The 15,426-nt window shown below is 45.0% G+C and carries 13 protein-coding genes; 11 read left to right on the top strand and 2 right to left on the bottom strand.

Translation table 11 applies throughout. From position 1 onward, the window contains the following. Positions 1–22: 22 nt before the first annotated feature. Genes FLA_RS04680 through FLA_RS04700 form a run of 5 tightly spaced genes read left to right on the top strand, consistent with a single transcriptional unit; the run spans position 23 to position 4,823 of the window. Positions 23–1,024 carry a PorP/SprF family type IX secretion system membrane protein gene (locus FLA_RS04680; RefSeq protein WP_076382382.1) on the top strand — a complete coding sequence of 334 codons (1,002 nt, stop codon included), beginning with the start codon at positions 23–25 and terminating at the stop codon, positions 1,022–1,024. 9 nt (positions 1,025–1,033) lie between these two features. Then, positions 1,034–2,830, top strand: coding sequence for an OmpA family protein (locus FLA_RS04685; RefSeq protein WP_076382381.1), 1,797 nt, complete (start codon positions 1,034–1,036; stop codon positions 2,828–2,830). Between the two features lie 57 nt (positions 2,831–2,887). Beyond that, complete coding sequence (locus tag FLA_RS04690; protein WP_159445196.1) at positions 2,888–3,082, top strand: response regulator transcription factor; 195 nt, start codon at positions 2,888–2,890, stop codon at positions 3,080–3,082. 49 nt (positions 3,083–3,131) lie between these two features. Next, a complete protein-coding gene (locus tag FLA_RS04695) occupies positions 3,132–3,767 on the top strand; it encodes an RNA polymerase sigma factor (RefSeq protein WP_076382379.1) in 636 nt (211 codons plus the stop codon). A gap of 12 nt (positions 3,768–3,779) precedes the next feature. Continuing rightward, positions 3,780–4,823, top strand: a complete 1,044-nt coding sequence (locus tag FLA_RS04700) for a FecR family protein (protein WP_076382378.1) — start codon at positions 3,780–3,782, stop codon at positions 4,821–4,823. 45 nt (positions 4,824–4,868) lie between these two features. On the opposite strand, the gene FLA_RS04705 is transcribed toward FLA_RS04700, so the two are convergent. After that, positions 4,869–6,011, bottom strand: coding sequence for a FecR family protein (locus tag FLA_RS04705; RefSeq protein ID WP_076382377.1), 1,143 nt, complete (start codon positions 6,009–6,011; stop codon positions 4,869–4,871). Between the two features lie 42 nt (positions 6,012–6,053). Next, positions 6,054–6,599, bottom strand: coding sequence for an RNA polymerase sigma-70 factor (locus FLA_RS04710; protein WP_076382376.1), 546 nt, complete (start codon positions 6,597–6,599; stop codon positions 6,054–6,056). A 370-nt stretch (positions 6,600–6,969) separates the two neighbouring features. Here FLA_RS04710 and FLA_RS04715 point away from each other — a divergent pair, with 370 nt between their 5' ends. The 6 genes from FLA_RS04715 to FLA_RS04740 all read left to right on the top strand — a co-directional run bounded on the left by FLA_RS04715 (position 6,970) and on the right by FLA_RS04740 (position 15,313). Next, positions 6,970–10,329, top strand: coding sequence for a SusC/RagA family TonB-linked outer membrane protein (locus FLA_RS04715; RefSeq protein WP_159445195.1), 3,360 nt, complete (start codon positions 6,970–6,972; stop codon positions 10,327–10,329). A gap of 11 nt (positions 10,330–10,340) precedes the next feature. Next, positions 10,341–11,747 carry a RagB/SusD family nutrient uptake outer membrane protein gene (locus FLA_RS04720; RefSeq protein ID WP_084206525.1) on the top strand — a complete coding sequence of 469 codons (1,407 nt, stop codon included), beginning with the start codon at positions 10,341–10,343 and terminating at the stop codon, positions 11,745–11,747. 31 nt (positions 11,748–11,778) lie between these two features. Then, complete coding sequence (locus tag FLA_RS04725; protein ID WP_159445194.1) at positions 11,779–12,918, top strand: TlpA disulfide reductase family protein; 1,140 nt, start codon at positions 11,779–11,781, stop codon at positions 12,916–12,918. A 161-nt stretch (positions 12,919–13,079) separates the two neighbouring features. After that, complete coding sequence (locus FLA_RS04730) at positions 13,080–13,991, top strand: alpha/beta hydrolase (protein WP_076382447.1); 912 nt, start codon at positions 13,080–13,082, stop codon at positions 13,989–13,991. A 10-nt stretch (positions 13,992–14,001) separates the two neighbouring features. Then, the gene (locus FLA_RS04735; RefSeq protein WP_076382373.1) at positions 14,002–14,910 is read left to right on the top strand and encodes a helix-turn-helix domain-containing protein; all 909 of its coding nucleotides are present in this window, start codon (positions 14,002–14,004) and stop codon (positions 14,908–14,910) included. A gap of 40 nt (positions 14,911–14,950) precedes the next feature. Further along, a complete protein-coding gene (locus tag FLA_RS04740) occupies positions 14,951–15,313 on the top strand; it encodes a hypothetical protein (RefSeq protein ID WP_076382372.1) in 363 nt (120 codons plus the stop codon). Positions 15,314–15,426 lie beyond the last annotated feature (113 nt).

Here is a 15,426-nt window from a genome sequence, read left to right on the forward strand (position 1 = left end):
TATCAAAGCTAAAACTGCTGAAATGAGAAAAAAATATTGTTTAGGTATGTATCTGCTGGTGTTGATTTGCGGGCGTTTGCATGCCCAGGTAGATCCGCATTTTTCGCAGTACTACATTTATCCTTCGTGGCTTAACCCGGCGTTGACGGGGGCTTTTGATGGTGCTTACCGGGTATCGGGTATTTATCGCAGCCAGTGGGGCAACCTTGCTACCCCTTTTACCACCAGTGGCGTTTCCGGCGAATTTACAACGGAGAAAAACATCAATGCCGGTGTCAGTTTGCTAAGGCAAACGGCAGGAGATGCGGGCTATTCTTATACCACCGCTTATGGCAATGTGGCTTATACGGGGGTGCGTTTTGGTAAAGAAGGCATGCACCGTCTGCACCTGGGGCTTCAGTTTGGATTAATGCAGCGCCGTTTTGACCGTTCCAAGCTAACGTTTGGCGACCAGTGGAATACCATTACGGGATATAATCCCGGCTCCGTATCGGCGGCCACTTTAACACGCACCTCTGCCGGTTCTTTTGATGCCGGTGCCGGTGCCATGTATTTTGATGCTACTCCTGATAAAAAAGCCAATGTGTTTGCTGGTTTTTCTGTGTCGCACATGAACGGCCCGTCCGATCAGTTTAGTTCAGATGCCAAAGCAAAAATACCTGTGCGTTATACATTGCATGGCGGTGTGCGCTTTAACCTGGATGAGGCCTGGAGCCTGCTGCCCCAGTTATTATACAGCAGGCAGGGAAATGCGGCTGAAAAGATGACGGGAGTATACGCGCAATATAAAACCAGCGACAACATCACTGTAATGGGCGGTGTGCATTACCGGTGGAATGATGCGATAGCGCCCTATATAGGCTTTACGCATAAAGGCTGGATATTGGGAGCCTGCTATGATGTGAACCGTTCTGACCTGGGGAAAGTGGCGGGTAAGGCCAATAGTTTTGAAATAACGTTATCCTTTATCGGAAGAAAAAAAATTACTACACCTCAGCTGGACTTTGTTTGTCCGGGTTTATAAAACTGAACTATGTTAACGATCTGGAAGAAAGCTGGTTTACTTACCGGCAGCTGCTGCCTGTTATTAAGCTGGGGACGTACGCAATTTGTGTATGATTACCTGAAAGCGGGCGATGACTATTACGAAAAGGCAGACTATGCTTCTGCCGCCGGTTATTACGAGAAGTACCTGTATAGTAAAGGTGGTACAGGGGCTGGCTATGAGCCCTATACACCTCAACCGGCTGTGGTTGCGCATAACCGCAAACCGGGCAATCAGCAGAAAGCGCAATGGATGCTGGCAGAAAGCTACCGGCAGTTGCGGTATACAGAAAAAGCGGAGAATGCTTACCGTAGCGTTCATCAGCTATATGGCAGCGCGTATCCATTGGCTGCCTTGCGCTGGGCGCAACAGTTGCGTGCAATGGGCAACTATAGCAAGGCTGATTCGATGTTTGCTTTGTTTTTAAAAAATTATACAGTAAAAGATGAATATGCCGCAATGGCTGAACGGGAGCTTGCCAGCCTGCATTTTGCGCAGGAGGCACTGCAAAAGGGAGGAGCAAAAGAGTTGCATATTACCAGGCAAAGCGGTTTACTGAATAGTGGTGGTGCTTTTTATGCCCCTTCCTGGCTGGATGCCAATACCTTATTGCTTACCAGCACCCGGCTTGCCGATAGTGCAGGAGGTATGCATCAGAACCGTTTATATACCATGCAGGTTAATGGCGCAGAAGCGGAACAGCTTCAACCGTGGATGGCAGCACCTGGTAGTGCTACAGAGCAAGGGCCTGCTACGGTAAGCGCTGATGGTAACAGTATATATTTTACTGCCTGGAGCAGGCAGGATAAAGCCGGAACCGCCATCTACAACAGTCGTAAAGTTAACGGGCAGTGGAGCAGCCCTGTTCCATTGTTGGGGCAGGTGAACGTGCAAGGGTATAGCGCACGACAGCCTTTTATCACACCGGATGGACGTTTTTTATACTTTTCCAGTAACCGTTTGGGTGGGGAAGGGGGTTTTGATATCTGGTATGTGAGCATTGATGATACAGGCAGGATAGGAACACCGTTAAATGCAGGTAAGCAGGTGAATACGGCGTATGATGAGCAGGCGCCTTATTATAACCAATCAGAGGGGGAGCTGGTATTTTCCAGTAATGGCCATATAGGTATGGGCGGGATGGACTTATACAGCAGCAAAGGCGTGCCGGGCAGTTTTGAAGCGCCGGTAAATATGGGCTATCCTGTAAACTCTGTAAAGGACGATGTATATTTTACCATTCGCAGCCGGGAGCAAAAGGGATGGACAGAAGCATGGATTGCATCCGACCGGGCAGCTGCCTGTTGTTTAGAATTGTTTACCGTAAGCAGGCAATGGCCTTCACCACCTGTGGCCGCAACGGTTGTTACGGAGGATAAGCCTCGTAAACCGGATACTATTCATGTACCGGCTCCGGAGCTACCTGTAAATGGGATATTAAGTAATGTGTATTATGTATATGGTAAAGCAGACCTGGCCCCGGGTTCACATGCTTCGCTGGATTCACTGGTGCAGATGCTGAAGGTGAATACTCTTATGATTATAGAAATTTCCGGGCATACCGATAACATCGGTTCAGACGAGTATAACCTGCAGTTGTCACTGTCACGCGCTCAAAGTTGTATTGATTATATTATTAAAAAAGGTATTAACCCGGTGCAACTGGTGGCCAGGGGATATGGTGCGCAAAAGCCGGTAGCGCCTAATAAAAATGCGGATGGCAGCGATAATCCCGAAGGACGAAAGCTGAACCGCCGTACAGAATTTACGATACTCAGGAGATAACAATCATTTTTTCATTATACTTTAGAATATATGGTCAATGCTGAAAGCAATATTGCTGTGAGAAAGCTTTCTTCAAGAGAGCGGGAAGTATTAAAGTTGGTGGCAAGCGGACTTACTTCTGTTCAAATTGCCTGTGAATTGTACCTGAGCAAAAGAACAGTAGAAAACCATAGAATCAATATCCGTAAAAAGCTGTTAGCCAAAAACACGGTTTGCATGGTGAAGAAAGCTGTGGAAGAACGGCTGATATAGCGTGTTGCAGAGGGGGCGACTTCTTTGTAGCAGGCTTTGGCTACTTTGTATGAATGAAGTATATTACCTGACATATAAAGTAGTATTTGTGCAGGGAGTTAATGAACATTTTGATGAACAGGCAATTTTACGTGGACTTGCGGATGGTAATCCGGATGTGCTGGTGGCGATTACGGAATTGTTTACACCCGGCTTGCTTGGCTTTGCCTGTAAAGTGCTGCACGAACCTTTTATGGCTATGGATATTCTCCAGGATGTATATATCAGGTTCTGGGAGCATGAAGGCAGCTTTTTATCGTTGCATAGCATCAGGAAGTATTTGTATGTGTCGGTGCGCAATGCCTGCATTAATTATAACAAAAAACGCCGCAGACAGCAGGAAAAGCAGGTAGAGGATGTTTGGGATGAGGTAGGAGAAGAGGAAGTGATGCGGCATATGGTAATGGCAGAATATTTAGGTATGATATATAGTGTGGTAGATAAGCTGCCGGAAAAGACAAAGGAAATTTTTTATTTAAGTTTTGAAAAAGGATTAGGCCCTGAAGAGATTGCGAAGGCTTGTAACATTCCTTATCAGACTGTAAAAAACAGGAAGGGGGAGCTTTTTAAAAAACTGAAAGAGATATTGAAGCGACATACTGTTGTTCTGTTAATGATGCTTTACTGGATACAGTACAAAAAATAATAAATATTCCAATTGGAAGAGAATTACAACTATATAAACCAGGGGAGGGAATTAGCCCGGTTGATTTACAAACTGGAACAGGGAGAGCTGCTTACAGTTAGTGAAGATAAGATGCTGAGCCAGTGGCGGCAACAATCGGCAGCCAATGAGCAATTGTATATACAATTGCGTGACAGGCAGTTTGTAACGGGGCAGTTAAAACAGCTGCACCAGATGGATATACCATCGTTTACTGCTGCTGTAGTGGAAAAAGCGCATAACATACCCCGGCCAGCCGTACCGTTTAACCCTTCCTATGGTAATATGCGCGCCGGGCTATGGTCGGCTACAGCGGTAATAGGATTGCTGATGGTAGCTTCGGGTTATCTGTTTCCGGGCAATGAAGTAAAACATCCGGCAGAGGCAGGTGCTTTGGTAAAAAAAGGAAATGATACGCCTGCTATCTCGGGCAGTGCTGTAGCAGATAGTCTTTGGAATATTCCGCCTGCAGCTGATAGCTTTACACAACAGGTGCAGCAGGAAAAAGAGCTACTGGCCAAAATTGAAAAGCAAGGTGGCTTTAGCATTGTGGGCACTCCGGCTGGTGGCAGATTTCAGCTTACTATGGCCGATGGTTCGCAGGTGTGGATGAATGCGGCGTCCACTTTAAAGTACCCTGTTTCTTTCCAGGGCGTTGCCCGAAGACTGCTTGACCTAAAGGGGGAAGCTTATTTTGAAGTGAATGAAGTAGCGGGACAATTGTTTCACATACGTGCCGGAAATATCAATTTTGTGGCACAGGGTGGCCGTTTCAGTATTAAAGCTTACCCTAATGAGGCCGTAGCTACTGTTGCAGTACTGGAAGGAAAAGTGAAAGTATATATTACAGCCCATGAGGTAAAAGAAGTGACTGCCGGGCAAAAGCTGGAAATAAACAGGAAAACGAATAGGCTTTCTTTTATAGCCAATGATAAGCAGGCTTTACATTGGAAAAATGAGGGTTTCCTGCAGGATTCTGCCCGCTTGGATGAAGCATCAAAAAAACAATTATTCGATTCCCTGGCAGGCAGGAATTAAGATGGATGTGTTTTGGGCTGAAACGACGCGGCGTGTTTAACACTTCTATTGAAAATGAAGACGGCCATTGGCATCCACACTGCCATGAATGCCTGAAATAACTTTGAGATCTTCCAGGAAGAGATGGATGGGGTGGTTCCTGTTAATTACCCCGGTAAATCTCCTGTTTAACAGGGAGCGATCATCTATCACCACGGTAATATTAAACCAGCGCGGCAATACTTTACTTATTTCAGAAAGGGGGGCATTATTAAAGTAGAACAAACCTTTGCGCCAGCCTAATACGGTTCTTTCATCAAAAGCAGTTTCTGTAATTTCCTGTCCACCGCTACAGGTAGCCTGTTTGCCAGGCGACAATACTTTTAATGCAGTACCCGACTGAACTTGCACTGCGCCGTTTACCAATGCAATTTTTGTAATGCCGCTATCGTATGAATTGATGTTGAATGCTGTGCCCATTACCCGCACAGTGCTGCCGGGTAAGTGAACCAGGAAAGGCGATTGTGCGTTGGGGGCTACGTTCAGATATGCCTCCCCATCTACGGTTATCTCTCGTGTGTTGCCGGTAAAAACAGCCGGGAACTGAAGGCTTGTTGCGGAGTTCAGCCATATTTCTGTGCCGTCGGAAAGTGTGATTTTGTAATCCAGTCCAACCGGAACAGTTAACCGGTTAGTACCTGCTGCCGCATTGCCTTTTGCAGCATAAGCAAGTGTTTTATTCCGGTTATTCAATGCTATGCTGCCGGTTTCAATAGTGCCCTGCTGCCGGCTCAGGTTAATAACACTGCCATCTGCCAGTTGCAGCTCAATGGCCGGAGCGGCACCCTGTGCAATGGATGATTTGCGGTTGCTATAATGGCTGTACAGGAATACGCCAGCTGCTATAACAAGGATACTGGCAGCAGCTGCTGCCCATTTCCAGGAGAACAGCTTCTTCACTGTTGTGGTTGTTGGGTGGGCATTATTGGTTATTTCTGTGGTCAGCTCCCGCCAATGGGGTAAGGGAATGGTTCCTTCTTTCCCGGAGCCAGCCTCCTTCAGGTTCTCTAAAAGCTGCTGGTAGGCAGTTGTTGCTGCCGGTGAATTACGAAACAACTCTTCCAGCAATGCTTCTTCTCCGGGAAGCAGGCTTCCGGAGGCTTTGCCCAGTAAAAGAAATATTTCTTCTTCGTTGAGTTGTTCCATCATAATCTAAAGACTGTTTGGTCACGTAAAGTCACTACCCGCAGGCTAATTATTTTTTAAATACGCTCTTAATAGTTTTAGTCCTTTTACCATGTGATTGCTCACCGTACTGGTACTTATGTTTAGTTTGTCAGCAATTTCTGTATAGCTTAATTTTTCTATATAATGCAGTTGAAACACTTTGGCAGGCATGGGGGGAAGCCGCGAAACAGCGTTCTCCAGCTCTGCTCTCAGCTCCAGGGTAGTCAGTTTATCTGCCGAGGTTATTTGTCCACTGTCCAGTAAAGCCAGTTCATGGCGTATTTTATCCCTGGTCTGTTCTTTTTTCAGATAATCCAGGCTTCTGTTTCGAACGGCTTTCACCAGGTAAGGCACCAGTCCGGTATGAATATGCTCAAATTGTCTTCCTTCCCACATCGTAAGAAAAAGCTCCTGTACAATATCCTGTGCGGCTGCTTCATCTTTCAGAATAGAAAGTGCGTATATATATAGTCTGTTGCGCATATGCCTGTACAACTGCTCAAAAGCAGGCAGGTTGTGCGCTTGTAACCTTTGCAGCAAAATAGTATAGTCTACATTTTCATCAGGCACTATAGGAAATTAACAGCTGTATAGAAGTGATTTTGCAGTGGATTGTATGGTCAAAGATAAGGGCAATCTAAAAAGTTTTAAAAAAAGCACGGAACCGGTTAGAGGTAAACTGCTGGTGGGTCGTCTGTTATAGTGTAAGGGGATGTAAAACATACAAAACGCAATACTAACTGGGCAAAATATGACTATCTGCAACGATCCGTAAAGAGAATAAAAATACCCCTCTTCGCCTGGACAGCTTCCGGGGGGTACTGCTTGAAACATTCATTTCTTCAATTTCAAACTACTGCAATTTATGCAAAAAAAAGGCATTTTTTGTATTGGCAGCTTTATGCAATCAACAGCTGCACATCCGTGCATTCCATTCATTATGAGAACCGGCATTTTATTATTCACAATTGTATTACTTACTGCACAGGTGTTGCAGGCTGCTCCTGGTTTTGGACAGGGGTATGAGCAAAAACGCATTTCACTGGATTTTAGTAATGCTCCTATCCAGGAAGTTTTTGCGGCAATTGAACACAGTGCAGAAGTGGTTATTATGTTTGAAAACACAGGTGTGTTAAAGAACCGGAAAGTAAGCATATCTGTAAAAAACAGGAAGGTGGCAGAAGTGCTGGATGCGTTGCTGCGTGATATGTCGCTGGACTGGAATATCCGTGAAAATATTATCCGCGTTCAGAAAGCGGGTAAGCAGGCGGCACCGGCGCAACAACCGTCTGTGAGTGAAGAGCAGCTGGCAAATATGCTGCAGGCGGCACCCGGTTTGGTTACCGGTGTTATACTCGCGCAGGACGGAAAGCCATTACGGGATGCTACGGTGAAAGTGAAAAATGGCAATGCATCTGCTACTACTGACGAGAACGGCGTATTTTCCATAGCAGCCCGTTCCGGTGATGTATTGATTGTTTCTTATGTTGGCTATGAGTCTCAGCTGGTAAAAGTAACCGGCGAAAAGCTGAATATACTGCTGAAAGTTTCTGTGTCGCCACTGGATGATGTGCAAATCATCGCTTATGGTACTACTTCGCGCAGAGTAAGTACCGGTAACGTTTCATCTGTTTCTTCCAAAGAGATAGAGCAACAGCCGGTAAGTAACCCGCTTCAGGCCTTATCGGGCCGTGTACCAGGGGTGTTGATTACCGAAACCAGTGGTGCGCCAGGTGGTGCTATATCTGTACAGATCAGGGGCGTAGGCTCTTTGCTGTCGGGAACCAACCCGCTTTATATAGTAGACGGAGTGCCTTATCTTTCAGAGGCTATTAACACAGCCGGCGGCAATACCAGTGGCTATTTAAAGCCCGCCTATGGCAGCAGTCCTTTAAATGCCATCAACCCCGCCGATATTGAAACCATCAGCGTATTGAAGGATGCCGATGCCACTGCCATTTACGGAAGCCGTGGTTCAAACGGTGTTGTGCTTATTACTACTAAAAAAGGAAAGGCGGGCAAAACCAGGGTAGATGTGAATATAAGTCATGGTATCACCGGCATAGCCGATATACACCGGGTAAAGCCGCTAAACCTTTCACAATACCTGGAAATACGACGGGCTGCTTTTGCTAATTCCAACGCAACGCCTACTACTGCATTAGCGCCAGACCTGCTGGTGTGGGATACCACGCATAAACAAACTACCGATTTTCAGAAGTTACTCATTGGCAATACTGCACATGTTACAGATGCCTCTGTAGGCTTTTCAGGCGGTAACCAGCAAACTAATTTTTTATTAAGTGGCACCTGGCACCGCGAAACCAATGTGTTGCCTGGTGATAATTATTACCAGCGCGGGGCAGTACATTTTAGCATTGAACACACCAGCCTGGACAGGAAGTTTACAGCTACTATTTCCAATTCACTGGTATGGGATAAAACTGCCAATATCGGGCGGGTATTTCAATCGTCAGATATGGCAGCCTATATGTTTACCATTGCGCCTAACTTTCCCTTATACGATTCTACCGGCAACTTATATTGGTACAGCAGCAGTTTCTCTTTCGAAAATCCGTTGAAGTATCAATATCAAACCTATACTGCCAAAAACAGTAATATGATAGGTGCGGTTAACCTGAAATATAGTCCTGTTACAGGTTTAAATATCCGGTTAAACTCATCGTATAATAAAATCACCACCAATGCGCAGAACTATGTATACTCAAAGGGGATTAATCCGTTTACCACTACACTGCCGTCTGCCTATTTCCAGGAAAATATATCAGAGGTATGGAATATTGAACCGCAGGCAGACTATACCAGGAATATTGGAAAGGGTAAGATAAACGTATTGGGCGGTGCCACCTTCCAGGGTACTACTTATAACCAGCCTTATTATATGGTGGGCACCAACTATACCTCCGATGCCTTGCTTACCAATCCGCAGGCTGCCGGTACGCGCACCCTGTATACGTTTTATTCAGATTACAAGTACCAGTCATTCTTTGGCAGGGCTAACTATAACTGGCAAAGCAAATACATTGTGAATGTAAACTATCGCTGGGATGCTTCTTCACGCTTTGGCATCAACAACCGCTATGGCAGTTTTGCCTCTGTGGGCGGGGCATGGGTATTTTCTGATGAAAAATATATGAAGCAATACCTGCGTGCCATCAGCTTTGGGAAGTTAAGGGCCAGCTATGGTTCAACCGGTAATGATCAGATAGGTAACTATGAATATATGGATACCTATTCTACCAGTTCCAATACTTACAATGGAGTGTCTGCAATTGTACCCAGTAGAATAGCGAACCCCAACCTGAAATGGGAAGTGAATAAGAAGCTGGAAATAGCGATGGATCTGGGCTTTTTCAACGATCGTGTACTGGTATCCGGCGCCTGGTTCAGGAACATCACTTCCAATCCATTGGTAAGCGCCCCTCTTACATCCGTAACCGGCTTCGCATCCTATACAGCCAACCTGCCTGCTACTATTGAACAAAAGGGAACAGAGTTTACCCTTACCACTAAAAATATACAGCGCAGGAATTTTAGCTGGACTACCAGTTTCAATATCACGTTTGCAGATAGTAAGCTTACGCGTTTTGACAATTTTGAGAACACCAGTTATTACTATTCCCGTGTAATAGGAAGATCCATGAGTGCTTTATACGGGTTTAAGTATGCAGGCGTTGATAAAACCACACAGTTGCCTGCTTTTGTAGATGCCAATAAAAATGGTACCAATCTGTATACAGAGGGGTATCCTGCAGAAAACGGCGGATCGGGCGATTATGTATACCTGGGAAAAACAAACCCTGACTACTACGGGGGATTGAATAACAGTTTTTCGTACAAAGGCTTTCAGCTGGATGTTTTTGTACAGTTTGTAGGGCATGTGATGAAGAAGGGTATTATGGCTACTGCCAGCGTGCCTGGCTACAATGTAGTAAATATGTACAGTGGGGTATACGATCTGTTTAAAGAAACCAATGGAAAAATAGCTACCAGAACTGGCACTTATGCCGAAGGATCGGCCTACCTGAGCTTTGTGAAATACCTCCAGTCTGATGCTGTATTAAGCAATGCGGCTTATGCACGCTTAAAAAATATTTCTCTTTCCTATACCCTGAACAGCAAGTGGCTATCGAAAATGAAAATGGCCTCCGCACAGGTGTATGTGAGAGGGCAGAACCTGTTTACGGTAAGCGGCTATAAAGGATTTGACCCGGAAAGCGGAAGCAGCTTTATGCCACCTTTAAGAACCATTACTGCCGGTGCTAAATTTTCATTCTAAAAATTGATGGTATGAACGCTATTGTGATAAAATATTTTATAAAATGCTTTGTTGTTATTATTACAGCAGGCTGCTTATTCAGTTGTAAAAAATTTACAGATGTGCCGGCGCCTAATAATCAGCTAAGTTCCGGAGTGGTATATACCAACAATGCTACACTTAAAAGCGCTGTTGCGGGTATGTATGCTACGCTGGCGGTTAGCAACTCGTTTGATTTGCAAACCGGCCTCACCGCCTGTGCAGCTATGAGTGCGGATGAGATGGTGTATCCTACGGGTACGGACTATGATGGTTTTGTATACAATACACTGTCGGTAAACGACTTCAATGTATTAAATCAATGGGCGGGTTTCTATGAAACCATTTACCAGGCCAACAGTATTATAGAGGGCGTGCAAAACAGTGCAAAAGGCGTGCTCACAGATTCCCTGAAGAATAATGTAATAGGAGAATGTAAATTTTTAAGAGCCTTCTGCCATTTTTATCTTACCAATTTATGGGGAAAAGTGCCCTTGATTACTTCTACCGATGCCATGAAAAACAATACGGTGAGTCGTAGTGAAGTGGCAACGGTGTATAATCAGATCATTTTGGATTTGTTAGAGGCAAAAAATCTATTACGTAAGGATTATGTGTATGCCGGTGGTGAACGCACACGTGTGAATGCTTACGGGGCCATGGCCTTACTGGCCCGGGTATATTTATACAATGGCAATACGGTAGCAGCAGAAGCCTATGCCGATTCGGTGCTTAGTGCCACATCGTTGTACGGTTTATTGCCTGCCGCCAGCCTGGGAGGTCTTTTTGTAAAGAACAATACCGAGGCTATATTTCAGCTGGTACCGTCCAGTACACCCGGTTATACCAGTGAGGGTAACTATTTTCAGCTGTTGAATAATTCAATTCCTTATTATGCTATTCCCGCCAGTTTTGTTAACGCCTTTGAAACCGGCGATAAACGGCTGGCTAACTGGGTGGGCGTGCAAAAAGTGGGTGCCAATACCTATTACTATCCCTATAAATACAAGCAGAGAGGTTCTGCTACCATTACAGCTGCGGAGTATGTTACTTTCCTGCGCCTGGGCGAACAATACCTGGTTCGTGCAGAGGCCCGGAATGGAAACAATAACATCAGCGGAGCGCTGGACGATATTAATGTGATTCGCGCAAGGGCGGGACTGGGAAACGTTTCTGCTTCTACAACAGAAGAGGTAAAACTATTAATAGAAAAAGAGCGGAGGCTGGAGCTAATGAATGAATATGGGCATCGCTGGCTGGATCTGAAAAGAACGAAAAGGGCAGATGCTGTTTTGGGTGCTGTTAAAACCAGCTGGACCAGTAATGCGGCGCTGTATCCGATACCTCTCACTGAAATCAACAACAATCATAACCTTACTCAAAATGATGGTTATAAATAATAGATTTATGCTAAAGCTGAAAAAATCCGTTGTGCGAAGGCTTTTTTTGTTCATAGTTATTGTTGGCGTATTTCAGGCCCGCTCACAAACGTTAACGGGGCACTTTGCTATTGAAGGCCGTGTTATTCATTTTCCGGAAGCCGGAACCGTGGTGCTGCAATATTCGCAGGGAAATAAAAGAATATCCGATTCCGTTAACATGGTGAATGGTGCCTTCTCTTTTAAAGGGATGCTGGACGAGCCGGCGCTGGCTACCCTAACTGTAAAGAAGCTGGTGCCTGATACCGTAAAACCGTTTGAGTTTACTTATAAAAATACTTTCCAGTTTTACCTGGCTCCCGGCCTTTCATCTATCAACGCCATCGATTCATTGCGCAATGCGCAATGTACAACCAGCTCTTCCTATGTGCAGCATTACAACAGTTTTGTCAGCAGCATACGTGCTTTTCGGGAAAATAACATTGATCCTGTTTGGGCCGCTATCCGCGCCAGCAAAGCAGATACCGCTACAACAAAACGGTTGCGAATGCAACTGGACAGTATCAGCAATGTAGAGCGTGAGGTGAGCTACCGGTCTTTTATGGAATCGCATCTGGCAAGCCCGGTGGGCCTCCTTGCTTTTAGCCGTTACGCAGGTTATGTGATGAACGACTCGCTGGAAAAGTTATATCATCAACTGGCACCGCAAATAAGAGCGCTGCCTTCTGCACAGCTTTACGAAAAGATGTTCGAAAGAATGCATGCTGTTACTATTGGTAAAATAGCCCCCGATTTTAGTTTGCCGGATACCAAAGGGAAACAGGTACAACTTTCCGCCTTCAGAGGAAAGTATGTATTACTCGACTTTTGGGCCAGCTGGTGCGGGCCGTGCCGCATGGAAAACCCGGCAGTGGTGGCCGCTTACAAAACCTATTCGGGTAAAAACTTTGAGGTGCTGGGTGTTTCACTGGATAAAGAGAATGGCAGGGAAGCCTGGCTGAAGGCTGTTGAACATGATGGATTGGTGTGGACGAATGTGTGGGATTTGAAGCAGCAGAAAGATAGCCCTGCTGTACAATATGGTATCACTGCCATACCGCAGAATTTTCTGATTGACCCGGATGGTAAAATTGTAGCTATAAATCTTCATGGAGAAGCATTGGCTCAAAAGCTGAAAGCATTGCTTCTCTAAAATTGTTCCCCGTTTTTAAATCCATAATCCAAAAAGGGCGTCTCCAATAAATGAGGCGCCTTTTCATTTCAGCCAAATCGGCTACAAGAACTACCAGATTGGCAACAGCTATGGAATATTGTGGTTCTAACTTTGTACCATCCACTTTTAAAGAAGGTACTATGAAAAAAGTAACGTTTAGCAATAGGGATTGGCAGGTAGCTGCCAATCTTCATTTGCCAGAGGGTTTTGATGCTTCAAAAAAATATGCAGCCATTGTGTGTGTGCATCCGGGCAGCAGCGTTAAAGAGCAGACCGCCGGATTATATGCTGCCAAACTTGCCCTTGAAGGATTTGTAGCCATCGCATTTGATGCATCCTTTCAGGGCGAAAGCGGAGGCAACCCCCGTTACCTGGAAGATCCCGCTACCCGTGTAGAAGATATCCGTTGCGCAGTAGATTATTTAACAACGTTGGATTATGTTGACAATAACCGCATTGGCGTGTTGGGTATTTGTGCCGGTGGCGGCTATGCGGCTAATGCTGCGCTTACTGAGCGACGTATTAAAGCTGTAGGAACGGTAGTGGGTACCAATGCCAGCCGTGCTTTCCGTGAGGGGGCATTTTTGCAAACGCTGGAAACTGTATCTGCTCAGCGCACAGCCGAAGCAAACGGAGCGGATGCTTTGATTACCAACTGGACTCCTGCTTCGGTAGAGGATGCGAAGCAAGCCGGTATGGATGAATTGGATATGCTGGGTGCTATAGATTATTACAGAACGCCGCGTGGACAACATCTTGCCTCCTGTAATAAATTACGCTTCACGAGTTTAGCCAATCTGATCACTTTTGACGCTTTTCACCTGGCCGAGTTTTTACTGACGCAGCCGTTAATGGTGATTGTGGGTGATAAAGTAGGGGCTTTCGGTTCTTACCGGGATGGTTTTGAATTGTTTAACAAAGCTGCCTCAGTCAACAAGAAAATACACGTGGTAAAAGGGGCCAGTCATTACGATTTATACGACCAGCCTGCTGCTATGAGCGAAGCGCTGGCACAATTGATCCCTTTTTATAAAGCATATCTTTTGGCGTAAATTAGCATCTATGCAAACGATTAATTCCATATCACAATTTCATAGATTGTTGTCTTTGCCCGATCCGCTACACCCTTTGGTAAGCGTGGTGCATGTAGAAGATATACGTCCGGTGCAGAATGTGGTTTGGGAAGGTTTCTTTTTGAATTTTTACACCATTTCTCTGAAAAGAAATGTTCAGGCCAAAAGTAAGTATGGTCAAAGCTATTATGATTTTGACAAGGGCGTGATGAGCTTTACTGCGCCCAGGCAGTTACAGTCGCATGTGATGCTGGCAGATGACCGGCAAAAAGAAATAGGGAGTGGATATGTATTGTTACTGCATCCCGATTTTTTATTGCAACATCCATTAGCACATAAGATACTCACCTTTGGCTACTTTGATTATTCCATAAGCGAGGCATTGCATCTTTCTGTGCAGGAAGAGCAGGATATGCTGGATCTGTTTGGCAAAATGGAACGGGAGTGTGCGCATATTGATATGGTAACTCAGGAGATTGTTCTATCGCAAATTGACTTACTGTTAAACTACTGCAATCGCTTTTATCAACGGCAATTCATTACCAGGAAACCAGTCAACTGCGATTTATTAAGCCGGTTAGATCAGTTACTTAATAATTATTTCGATGAAAACAAAGCCATGCACCATGGCTTACCGGCAGTGAAGGATTTGGCAGAACAATTAAAGGTATCTCAGCGGTATTTAAGTGATATGGCCCGTGTTTTAACCGGACAAAATACGCAACAGCTTATTCACGAAAAGCTGATTGAAAAAGCAAAGGAAAGATTGACCACTACTCATCTTTCAGTTAGTGAAATTGCCTATGAACTGGGCTTTGAGCATTCGCAAAGCTTTAATAAGCTATTTAAGAATAAAACGAATGTAACGCCACTGGAATTCAGATCTTCCTTCAGTTGAAACACTATTCTGGTTATTATTTAATGCAACAGTTTCATGTATGCTAAAGCTTTCAGCTATCATCCTTATCATTGGTGGCTTCATCCTTACTTATATGACTGAGTGGATAAGTGCTTCTCCTGAACAATTAACCGGTTATGAGATGATTGAGAAGAGAGTTAAATGGGGCATTCTCATCGGGTTGGGAATTTTCCTGGTTTTCCATCAGCAATGGGTTGATTGGAAATTAACGCTATGGGCAATGTTATTCGCCTTGACGATTGGTATCATTATGGCCAGGTTGTTTGGATCTTTGCTGGATGGGTTCTTTGCAAAGCAAATGATGTGGCTGTTGATTGAATTAGTAGTTGCAGGTGTTTTCGCTTTTTTATATTGGATACAGAAAAGCAGCGGTGCTCCATAGTAGTTTGGCCTGTTTCCTGCTTTAACAGGTTACTGCGGTAATGTGTGGATTGGTTTAGTTGCTAGTGTCATATGCAAAATGGCTCTATATTTGCCACGTGCTGACATCAGTAT

The organism is Filimonas lacunae (assembly GCF_002355595.1).
Taxonomy (GTDB): Bacteria; Bacteroidota; Bacteroidia; order Chitinophagales; family Chitinophagaceae; genus Filimonas; species Filimonas lacunae.

Coding starts and splice junctions, on each gene's coding strand:
- FLA_RS04695 (WP_076382379.1), top strand. CDS start 3,132: ATGAATGAAGTATATTACCTGACATATAAAGTAGTATTTGTGCAGGGA.
- FLA_RS04715 (WP_159445195.1), top strand. CDS start 6,970: ATGAGAACCGGCATTTTATTATTCACAATTGTATTACTTACTGCACAG.
- FLA_RS04705 (WP_076382377.1), bottom strand. CDS start 6,011: ATGATGGAACAACTCAACGAAGAAGAAATATTTCTTTTACTGGGCAAA.
- FLA_RS04735 (WP_076382373.1), top strand. CDS start 14,002: ATGCAAACGATTAATTCCATATCACAATTTCATAGATTGTTGTCTTTG.
- FLA_RS04685 (WP_076382381.1), top strand. CDS start 1,034: ATGTTAACGATCTGGAAGAAAGCTGGTTTACTTACCGGCAGCTGCTGC.
- FLA_RS04730 (WP_076382447.1), top strand. CDS start 13,080: ATGAAAAAAGTAACGTTTAGCAATAGGGATTGGCAGGTAGCTGCCAAT.
- FLA_RS04720 (WP_084206525.1), top strand. CDS start 10,341: ATGAACGCTATTGTGATAAAATATTTTATAAAATGCTTTGTTGTTATT.
- FLA_RS04740 (WP_076382372.1), top strand. CDS start 14,951: ATGCTAAAGCTTTCAGCTATCATCCTTATCATTGGTGGCTTCATCCTT.
- FLA_RS04680 (WP_076382382.1), top strand. CDS start 23: ATGAGAAAAAAATATTGTTTAGGTATGTATCTGCTGGTGTTGATTTGC.